Raw genomic sequence first — 9,973 nt, forward strand, 5'->3', positions numbered from 1 at the left:
TCATGCTCGTTCGTAAGCTCGAACGAGCAGCGCTATCGCTTAGCGCTCGAATTAACGCAAGCCCTGAGTGGATTTTAAAGTTGCCGCTCGACCGTTTTTATAGATACTTAACTTGGACATTTAAAAGTGACAGTAGAGAATAAAGCAAATTTTGTTGTAAACCTCACCGGTAATGTTGCTCAAAAAGCAAAGTCGTTTGGCTCGGCAATAGATAAAATGGGAAAGAGCGGTTCTCGCTCAATGCGTTTGATGTCATCTGCAATGTCTATGTCAAATAAAGCGTTAAATGGATTTTGTAATAAGTTTGCTGGGTTTGCCGCGGGCGGGGGGCTCGTGATGGCTGTTAAAAATGTTGGAGATTGGCAGCAACGACTTACTGAGCTTGGTACACGTTATAATCTTACTGCAGAGCAATCTGACGACTTTTTAAATACTGTGTACGCAACTGGTGCAGCATACAAAATGCCGTACAGCGATGTAATTACAGCATTAGACAAGATGCTAGAACGTACTAACGATGTATCGGGCAGTATCAGTAATGTTGATAATATTGCTAAAGCTATAAAAGGTCTTGGGCTAAATGCAGATGAAGCCGGTGCGCATGTTGCACAATTAATGAATAAGGGGTTTACATCCGAAAATATTAATAAATTATTTAACGGTGTTGCATCAGCATCAAAGATCGGCACGGGCGATATCAAAGAGCAGTTATCTGGCATGATTGAGTTAACAAAAGATACCCAGTGGCAATCACCAGAGCAGTTGATGCAAATGCTGGCAATTCAGCGTTTAAGCGACTCACATCTTGGTAATAGTGCTGATGCAGCTGCTGCAATGCAATCGTTCGGCAAATCAATTAAGGATAAGCAGGTTCAAAGAGTTTTGTGGGATAATGGTATTAATGTCTATAGCGACAAAGATAAGACTCAATTTAAAGACCCTGCGCAACTTCTGTTAGAAATAGGTAATCATGCAAAATTTAAGGATCATAATTTAAAAACCATTTTTCCTGAGAATTTAATAAAAATAACAAAAGCATTTGCTGATTCAGAGCAACAGCAAAAACTCCTTGGCGGTGTAAAAATTGAGGACGGGTTGCTTGAAGAAAAAACATCAAAAAATGCAGGTACGTTCAACAGCGCGCTAACATCACTGACAAACACGGGTGAAAGATGGGTGCAACAAAAGCTATCTGAACCGTTAAACGATGCAGCTGACGCAATCAATTCATTAACATCGTCGCAGTCTAACAGTATAATTGAGTTCGCAGATAAAGTGCAAGGCACAATATTTCCGTTGTACTCTATCTTCGATCGTTATAAAGATGTTAAAAGCATGTTGCGTGGTGATGTTTCTAGTGACAAGCTGATTCAGAAAAAAGAGAATTTTATAGTTAACGAGCAGCCCATCCAATTCAACAGCGGCAGCGGGATCCCACAAAATCACAATTCATTATCTGTTTATGACAAAAAAAAGGAAGATATCCAGTCTCAAACATTCAGGTACGAGCCATTTGGTAGTGATGTTTCGTCTCTTCAATCACCCCAAGCATCCATTTTAGAGCGTGCTACTTATTCATTTGATAGTAACGAGCAGAGCCGCGGGGAAACACTAAATGACGCGCTAATGAAGTTGAATGGATTAATGCCGTTGAATGGATTGATACCGTTAACTGAGCAAACGAACCATCAGTTACATAGCACAAAATTAGAGCCAACTATAACAAAAACAGAAAAGTCAGAAATTGTTTTGAAAATCGAATCAGCCGACGGTTTGACAGTTAAAACAAAATCAATTAGCGCAGCAGACACTGATATTGTTGTTAATACCGGCAGAACATATGGGCGCGGCGGAGGTATGTATTGATGCTGGATTTTTTAAAAAACTTTGGCGCAAAAACCGCAGGAAAAGGCTCTTTCCGTGGCGTGTCATTTTATATTATCGATAACGCAGAGCGCAGCGGCGGCAATCGATTAATTAAGCATGAATACCCATTGCGCGATATCGGTAAAATTGAAAACATGGGGCGCAGCACGGCATCAATAACAATCGATGCTGTTGTTATCGGTAATAACTGCAAAGAGCAAGCTGATGCATTAATCGACGCGTTAGATAATCCAGAGTCGGGGGAGTTACAACATCCTGATTATAAAACTCAACAAGTTTACATCGAGACGTGGAGCTCCCGAACTGTCGCCAGCGAGCAGCGCGTTGTCTATTTTACAATAACATTCACGCCCGACACAGATGAAGAATCCCCTATCGTTGATGAAGATGGCTTATCAATTATGGGGGTTCTGTCCGACATTCTGGGTGCTGATATTGTTAATGATTTTGTATCTATTTTCGATACTGTTAGTGATGCAATATCATTCGTTGAGGATTGTATGGAATTTGGCGAAGCAATAGCAAACGGCATTACCAGTGCGATCCGTGGCATTGCTGGTGGGTCAGAGTTGTCATCACTATCGGGTAAAGCAGCTTCATATAAAGCAAGTCTAAAAAGTTTATTTAAATCACCAAAAAAGACAGCTAAAGAATTGCGTGATTTGCTATGCGGCATAAGTGATTTACGCAACGATAGCAAGCAAAAGAAAAACAATAAATCAACAAACCCAGCTAATGCGCCAGCAGTTGCGCAAAAGCTAAGCAGAGAACAAAAAACAGCAACCTCGCCTGCTCCGCTGTTAAGTGATTTAAATATAGGAGTAGCGCAAATATTCGAATCTGTTGAATTGAATATTAAAAATGCAACTGAGACAAAACCAAAAAATGACGTAACAAAGTCATTACAAATGCTTGTTGATGTAATTATCGCCACAGAAGTCGCAAAAGCAGTGATTCAAGACGCAACAGCAGCAGTTAAAAAAAATCAATCTGAAGCGATTGTGACTTATGACGATTGCAAGCAAGCAATCAAAAATCACGGCGATAAGCTGCAAGCGCTCATTATTGCTAGTAGTGATATGTACTGGTATCAAACAGCACGAGCATTAAAAGATGTTAAGCATGCATTTGTTACTCAATTAGAAAAGCTATCAACTAAATTGCCGGCCGGAAAAATTATCACCGCATCACAAACAGAGCCGGCGCTTGTCATGCTCTACCGCGAAACAGGTAACGCTGTACCAGTTGGACAATTTACACGTAGAAATAATTTAAAACATCCAACTTTTTCAATAGGCGGCAAAAATTACGAGGTAATCAATAATGGATAGACCAATTGTTGAGCTCTATGTTGGGCAATTGATATACAGCGGTTGGACTGATGTGCGTATAACTCGCAGCATAGAAGACATGAGCGGCTCTTTTAATTTGCAACTTACGTCAAAAACTGATGTTAATGACGGCGATATAAAAGCGGGTGCTGAGTGTTATGTTGAAATTAATAGCAATCGAGTTATTACGGGCTATATTGATGATGTTGTCATTGATATTAGTGATACAGAGCACACAATCACAGTTGTTGGTCGTGATAAAACGGCTGATTTAATCGATTGTGCAGCAATTCACGCGTCAGGACGCTGGCGTAATGCGTCACTTCAAAAAATTGCTGAAGATTTATGTAAGCCGTTCGGTATTGGTGTTATCTGGGACGTGAACGATAGTAAAGCAAGCGAGCCTTTTAGGTGGATGCAAATAGAGCCGAGCGAGACCGTTTTTGAAATATTAGCGAGAGCTGCACGTCAACGTGGCATACTCATGACAAGTGACGTTTACGGCAATTTAGTGTTTACAGGTGCAGGCGAAAAAAATATAGCAATACTAACGCTCGGCGATAACATCAAAAATCTAAATATTACCCGCTCGTGGCGGGATAGATTTAGTCTGTACCGTGTTCTGGGTGATTCTGCGGGCGGTGCGATCTGGGGTGAGACTCAAACTGCAGTGCAATCAACTGCAGTTTACGCAAATGTAGCTGATGAGTCGATTACACGCTATCGCCCTACTATCATCATGTCAGATGACAATATCAACAAAAAAAATGCAGCTGTACGTGGTGACTGGGAGCGCCGAAGAGCTGCAGCACATAGCCAGCCTGTTAGCGTAACGGTACAGGGTTGGCTTTATGATGATATCAATTTGTGGTTACCAAATCATCAGGTCTTTTTAACTGCTGAAATTTATGATTTATTTGCTGAAGAGTTGCTGATTGTCGAGGCGGAATTTGGCATCGGTAACGACGATGGTATAACAACAACATTACTGCTAATGCCGCGCGATGGGTTTCTTGCACCAGCTGAGCCAGAGAAAAGAGGCGGTAACAGTACGATTTGGAGATAATAATGTTTAAGCAGCTTCAACGAAAAATACAGTTATTAGTATCACGCGCAGTTGTCAATATTGTTACCGACTCACTCAAACAACAAAATATGCAAATCAATTTGCTCGACGGTGAAACGGCTGATGATGTCGAACGATTTCAAAATTACGGGCACACATCTGTGCCACCTGCAGGCTCTGAAGCCATTGTTTTATCGGTCGGCGGTAAAAGACAGCATCTTGTAGCGGTGGTTGTTGATAGTAAATCATCTCGATTAAAAGACCTGAAAAGCGGTGATAGCGCACTCTATCACTTAGATGGTCACTATTTATTATTAACTGAAGAGCAACTTGTAAATCTAGTTTGTAAAAACATTCACGCAAAAGCTGATGAAAAAATTTTGTTTGAAACACCACAAACCCAATTTACGGGCAACGTTGATATTATTGGCGGTGACAGTAAGGCATCAGGAACAAGCACGGCTGCAGATCATATCAGTGGTGATATTAGTTTTTTAAATCATGTCCACTATTGCGAAAAATGCGGCTCAACAACATCAAAACCGCAGGCAGGATAAATGCAATTAACATGGAACAAACACACTGCAGATATTGATTACATAAACGGTAACGATGTGTTAACCAATATTATCGCATCATTGTTTACTGATGCGCGTGCGCATGATGATGACACTTTACCGGATGGTAGCACAGACAAGCGTGGCTGGTGGGGCGATTCATTTGGTGATAAAAAAATTGGCTCACGATTATGGCTGCTCAGTCGTGAAAAACAATTGTCATCAGTGTTAAAACGTGCGCAAGAATATGCTGAAGAGTCACTGCAATGGATGATTAAAGAGCGTTTAATTAAATCTGTAACAGTTGTAGCAGCAAGCCCGTCAAATGGCGTTTTAATGTTAACTGTTCGTCCTGTTTTATTTGACAGTGAAGATGTTCCTGATTATTCGTTCACTGCAGTTTTAAATAATATTTAAATGGGGTTTAAATGTCATACACACCGCCAAAACTAACCGAACTAATTAAGCGAGCAAAAGGTGACTTTAACGCTGTTGGTGTTCGCTCATTATTAATTGATGCAATTGCAATGGCTCATGCGGGACAAACTAATGGGCTGTATGAGTTCCTAGGGTGGATATCAAGGCAAGTTGTTCCTCACCTCGCCGATGAAGAAATTTTGTTGTTATTTTGCCAATTCTGGGGTATTCAGCGAAAGATGCCAAATAAGGCTAGCGGTCAATTAATGTTAACGGTTCGAGGTGATACAGCTATCACAGCTATCACCGCGGGCACTCAGTGGCAAACAAGTTCTGGGCTAGTTATTGAATGCAGTCAATCTAAGTTATTGAACTCAGGAACTACGGCGGTCGACGTTGTTGCTATTGATGAGGGTGCAGCAAGTAATGTTAATGGTGGCATCGAATTTGAATTAATTTCACCCGTTGCCAACGTTGAAAGCAAAGCTACATTAAGTACTGCAGGGATGACGGGCGGTGCTGATATTGAAAGCATTAGCTCCTTGCGTGCACGTTTATTGTTTCGGGTTCAATACCCACCTTCAGGCGGCAATAAATGGGATTATATCAGGTGGGCACGCGAATGCGCTGGTGTTACGCGCGCTTGGTGCATCCCCGCCCCGCTCTACTGTAATTATGTAACCGTGGTGTTTGTGCTTGATGAACAAGCAAATATCTTGCCGACGAGCAATGACTTAAACCGAGTGCGTGAGTATATCAACGGGCATATCAATCCAGTTACTAATCAATTTGAAGGTAAGCCGCCAGCTGCAGAGTTAATTGTAAAAGCACCAAAAACAAAGGCTATTAACCCAAAAATTCGATTGTTTCCCGACACACCTGAAGCGCGTACAGCAGTTTATAACGCACTGGTTGAATTGCTGTATAAGTCGCAATTAGGCGAAAAAATATATCTTTCACATATTCGCGCTGCAGTATCAAATGCTAAAGATGTTATCGACCATCAAATTAATCTAACGACTGATATCGAAGCATCAAGCGACGAATTGATTGTACTGGGTAATGTGACATGGCTATGACACCAGAAGACTATCAAAATGCGGGCTTGCAATTGCTGCCGTCTGGTTATGCATGGAATAAAGAATTAGATGGCGAAAATGCAAGGCTACAGCTCGGATTTGGTTATGAATTTTCACGCGTTGAATCAACTGCAGAGTTGCTACTAAAGGAAGTTATTCCAAGTGATTCCATGTTACTACTAAAAGAATGGGAAGCGTTTGCAGGTCTACCGGACTGCACAACTGACGAAACCGCAACTATTGAAATACGCCACCAAGCGCTATCGGCAAAAATAAAAATGACGCCATCGCTGTGCTCAAAATTTTTAGAAAAAATTGCTGCAGATCGTGGTTACACAATCGAGGTTATAGATAGATACCCGCATCACTGTATGCGCGACATTAACTACCCGCTGCACCCATGGCACAACTGGTGGATTGCATACGTTAAAGTTTTTAATTACGCATCGCATTATATGACCGTGTTAGATAATGTAAAAACAGATCTAAAAGTTAATGATTATGGTGATTTGCAGTGTTTGCTAGAGCGCTACAAACCCGCTCACATCAATTTAATTTATGAAGAGGCTTAAATGTTTCACTTAGATAACAATAGCGGCATCGATGTAATGCCGCCACTAAAGCAAACTTTATCACGCCAATCGAAGTGGTTCACTGAGGGTGACGCGCAAACTCCGCCCAGCCACCCTGGTGCAGACTGGTTTAACATTGTGCAGGCTGAGTTGTTGAATGTATTAAAAGCTGGAGATGTTGAGCCGTCTAAGTCTGATTTGATGCAGTTAACAACAGCAATTAAAAGTATAATTACAAAAAACCGCGACGCGATCGGTGACCAACGCTTAATGCCATTTCGTCGCGATGAGCTCCCTTTTGGCTGGTATTTTAGAAATGGTGATAATTTCTTACTAGATTCACCGCAAGGGCAGGCTTTAAATAGCTTGTCGGAAAATTATAAAACTGATCACTGGATAACAATTAAAACGATAGACGGCAAACAATATATTAACGTGCCAACCGCATTTGCGTCTGACGGACGCGGTTATTTTGAGCGCGCAGTTGACGGAGTTGCTCGGCGGGTTGGTAGCATGGAAACAGATGCTATAAGAGATATGTATGGAGAATTTAGCATGACAACAGCGCGTATTGAAGATGTATGGGTTAATGTTGCGTCAGCGATCGGTGTTTTTAAAGCGGGCGGTTATCGCAATCATTTTAGTGATGTACAAAGTAAAGCTACGTATCCAGATTACGCAACCCCCGAACGATTAAGTAACGTAGTTTTTGATGCCGCGCGGGTGGTGCCGACCGCAAAAGAAAATAGACCGATCAATATTGGCATGACACCAGCAATCTATCTAGGAGTGTAATATGATTAATTATTATTTTGATAACACAAATGAACTAAGGCCGTTTACGCATGAATTATACGCGAATGATGACACATTACCGCCGGATAATGCGTTACGAATAGCTCCCGAATTCAAAGATAGGTGTTGGCCGTGCGAGAAAAATGGCGTATGGGTTTTAGTTGAAGATAATCGAGGAAAAACGGTATATAACACAAAAACGAAAGAATCAAGTGTTGTTGATTATCTCGGTGACATTAAAGATGATTATACTCTGCTTAAACCATTCGAATTTTGCAAGTGGGATATCGAAGCTAAAAAATGGGTATTAGATAAGGACGCAAAAGATGAGCATCTCATCAAAAGTAATCAAGCCTTAAAAATAGCATTAATCAACGAAGCTAACGAAAAAATAGCAGTGCTTCAAGATATTATTGATTTGGATATGCAAGAGTCTGATGAAGAAGCTCAGTTGAAATCGTGGAAAAAATATCGAATCTTGTTAACGCGAGTTGATACGTCGGATATCAACGCTGTATTTCCCCAAAAACCGTAATAAAGGAGATAAAATGAAGTTAAAGTTATATAAGGTGATTTCACAAAAAACAGTTACCGAAGGATATGATAGCATTGTTATCTGGGCGAGCGATGAAAATGAAGCGCTGAAAATCGCTATTGATGTATCAGATAATTTTGATGATTCAATTATTGATGAGGTTAAGGAGCCGGCATTTAGTTGTGTAATGCACGCTAATTACATTCACAAAAACGATTCAATTTAATATAAAATTCGCTCAACTCAGTAATAAACCAGGTTTTTATGTTGAGCGAATCCGTTTTTTGTTTTAACTGGTGCGCTACACAAGCCAATCAGATAAAGTCCATGCTTGATCTTTCTTAGCTTCTTCTAACCTCTGCTCATAAGTTAGATTATCCCATTGTATTTTTTGTTCTTTTAATTCTTCTTTCGTTAATTCTTTTGCACAATTATCAATAAACTTATCTGGTAATATTTTTAACCATTCTTCGAAAGATGGCCAAACAGGTTCTGAATTATAGTTTACTATTACTAATACTCTTTTAGCTAAGTTCAGTACTTCATCTACATCATTATTGCAATGAATAACAAATCTTGCTATTCCTACACCAGTTGTCTTTACTGTATAATCAGGGGGGATTATCAAATCGCTCCCTTTCTAATAACAATTGTCTCATATATTCACTATTTATTACCATTTTTACCGCTTCCTTAAATAATAGAGTTTTTTCAATTCATCAAATTGATGAGGTCTAATTCCATATTGTTTTTTTGCTTTAGTTGGATCTGCTATTACTGGTTTATCCTTATTAAACTTCACCTCTGATTCATATACCGCATTTTTCCGCGTAGCTATTGAAGTCCCCCAACATCACCCGCATTCCCCATACTGATAGCAGCAAGTCCAGCTGCCAGTTGCAATAATACGCTGATGTTTTGTTTTTTTGTTTGGTTGGATTTGATTTTGGGTTATTGTTGAGCTTGTTTTAGATTGTTTCTTGCCTTTTTATGAGATGTTGGTTTCAGCTCAGCGATATCTTGCCAAAGCTGAAAACCAATAAATCAAAAAATATTCGCTATTTAGGAATTTTTCCTGTCCACCAAATCGGCTTTTCATCCGCGCCTAAGTTATCAAAAACAGATAGTGGTATTTGTTCATAACTTATTGAGTAAGGTAATATAGTTATGGCCACCATTACTGGTCGATACTTATAATCGGGTTCTGATTTAAACCATTCATGATTCATCTTGGCGGATTCAACACACTGATGAAATGCATAAAAGTAACGCTCAAAAATATCATATAAAGTTGATTTTGTTCTGTCTAAATCACTTTTGGCTTTACCTGATAAAATAGGCCCCCAATCAATGGCATCTCTATCTAACTGTTTAAACTCTTCCTCGACCAATTTCATTAAAGATTCAGCCGTATCTAGCTCTTCTAATTTTAAATATCGACGATATAAACGGTCTGTTAAAATAGACCAATCTTCTTTAGGATATTTCGGCAGCAGATAATATGAAATACAATCAAAAAATAATTTCATATCACTGTCTGTACCTAGAGGAAATACAGAGCTCCCTCCAAAAAAACCGGTATCTTCTGACATTATTCATTTACTCCTTATTTTTTTAAACGTAATTTGTTCTCGCTTAATGATCCCGTTAGATTTTCGAACGATTCCTTGTGCTATTTTAAATTCTAACGCAGGTGTCAAATGCTGCCCTCTAACATCTATCACAACCTCTTGT

The 9,973-nt window shown here is 39.8% G+C and carries 13 protein-coding genes; 11 read left to right on the forward strand and 2 right to left on the reverse strand.

Annotated elements, in window-relative coordinates:
• The first annotated feature begins 2 nt into the window (after positions 1–2).
• Genes A9G30_RS12960 through A9G30_RS07025 form a run of 11 tightly spaced genes read left to right on the forward strand, consistent with a single transcriptional unit; the run spans position 3 to position 8,465 of the window.
• A complete protein-coding gene (locus tag A9G30_RS12960; protein WP_176700869.1) occupies positions 3–143 on the forward strand; it encodes a hypothetical protein in 141 nt (46 codons plus the stop codon).
• Positions 127–1,866 carry a hypothetical protein gene (locus A9G30_RS06980; protein ID WP_065588485.1) on the forward strand — a complete coding sequence of 580 codons (1,740 nt, stop codon included), beginning with the start codon at positions 127–129 and terminating at the stop codon, positions 1,864–1,866. The genes A9G30_RS12960 and A9G30_RS06980 overlap by 17 nt, the downstream gene beginning before the upstream one ends.
• The gene (locus tag A9G30_RS06985) at positions 1,866–3,218 is read left to right on the forward strand and encodes a DNA circularization protein (RefSeq protein ID WP_065588486.1); all 1,353 of its coding nucleotides are present in this window, start codon (positions 1,866–1,868) and stop codon (positions 3,216–3,218) included. Before A9G30_RS06980 ends, A9G30_RS06985 begins: the two co-directional genes overlap by 1 nt.
• On the forward strand, positions 3,211–4,284 hold the full coding sequence (locus tag A9G30_RS06990) for a phage baseplate assembly protein (protein ID WP_065588487.1): 1,074 nt from the start codon (positions 3,211–3,213) through the stop codon (positions 4,282–4,284). Before A9G30_RS06985 ends, A9G30_RS06990 begins: the two co-directional genes overlap by 8 nt.
• Before the next feature lie 2 nt (positions 4,285–4,286).
• Complete coding sequence (locus A9G30_RS06995; protein WP_065588488.1) at positions 4,287–4,841, forward strand: phage baseplate assembly protein V; 555 nt, start codon at positions 4,287–4,289, stop codon at positions 4,839–4,841.
• Entirely contained in the window at positions 4,842–5,258 is a 417-nt protein-coding gene (locus tag A9G30_RS07000; RefSeq protein WP_065588489.1) for a phage GP46 family protein, read from the forward strand. It begins immediately after the preceding gene.
• Between the two features lie 11 nt (positions 5,259–5,269).
• Positions 5,270–6,337, forward strand: coding sequence for a baseplate J/gp47 family protein (locus tag A9G30_RS07005; RefSeq protein ID WP_065588490.1), 1,068 nt, complete (start codon positions 5,270–5,272; stop codon positions 6,335–6,337).
• Positions 6,328–6,909: a YmfQ family protein gene (locus A9G30_RS07010; RefSeq protein ID WP_065588491.1), complete on the forward strand. Its 582-nt coding sequence runs from the start codon at positions 6,328–6,330 to the stop codon at positions 6,907–6,909. Before A9G30_RS07005 ends, A9G30_RS07010 begins: the two co-directional genes overlap by 10 nt.
• 36 nt (positions 6,910–6,945) lie before the next feature.
• Positions 6,946–7,704, forward strand: coding sequence for a hypothetical protein (locus A9G30_RS07015; protein ID WP_218057746.1), 759 nt, complete (start codon positions 6,946–6,948; stop codon positions 7,702–7,704).
• A gap of 1 nt (position 7,705) precedes the next feature.
• Positions 7,706–8,239 (forward strand): tail fiber assembly protein, encoded by a 534-nt coding sequence (locus A9G30_RS07020; protein WP_065588492.1) that lies wholly within the window; start codon positions 7,706–7,708, stop codon positions 8,237–8,239.
• A 13-nt stretch (positions 8,240–8,252) separates the two neighbouring features.
• The gene (locus tag A9G30_RS07025; protein WP_065588493.1) at positions 8,253–8,465 is read left to right on the forward strand and encodes a hypothetical protein; all 213 of its coding nucleotides are present in this window, start codon (positions 8,253–8,255) and stop codon (positions 8,463–8,465) included.
• A 75-nt stretch (positions 8,466–8,540) separates the two neighbouring features.
• On the opposite strand, the gene A9G30_RS07030 is transcribed toward A9G30_RS07025, so the two are convergent.
• The gene (locus A9G30_RS07030) at positions 8,541–8,867 is read right to left on the reverse strand and encodes a hypothetical protein (RefSeq protein WP_065588494.1); all 327 of its coding nucleotides are present in this window, start codon (positions 8,865–8,867) and stop codon (positions 8,541–8,543) included.
• A gap of 430 nt (positions 8,868–9,297) precedes the next feature.
• Positions 9,298–9,831, reverse strand: coding sequence for a hypothetical protein (locus A9G30_RS07035; protein ID WP_065579978.1), 534 nt, complete (start codon positions 9,829–9,831; stop codon positions 9,298–9,300).
• Positions 9,832–9,973: the final 142 nt, after the last annotated feature.

The organism is Gilliamella sp. Fer4-1, from assembly GCF_001690515.1.
Classification (GTDB): domain Bacteria; phylum Pseudomonadota; class Gammaproteobacteria; order Enterobacterales; family Orbaceae; genus Gilliamella; species Gilliamella apicola_C.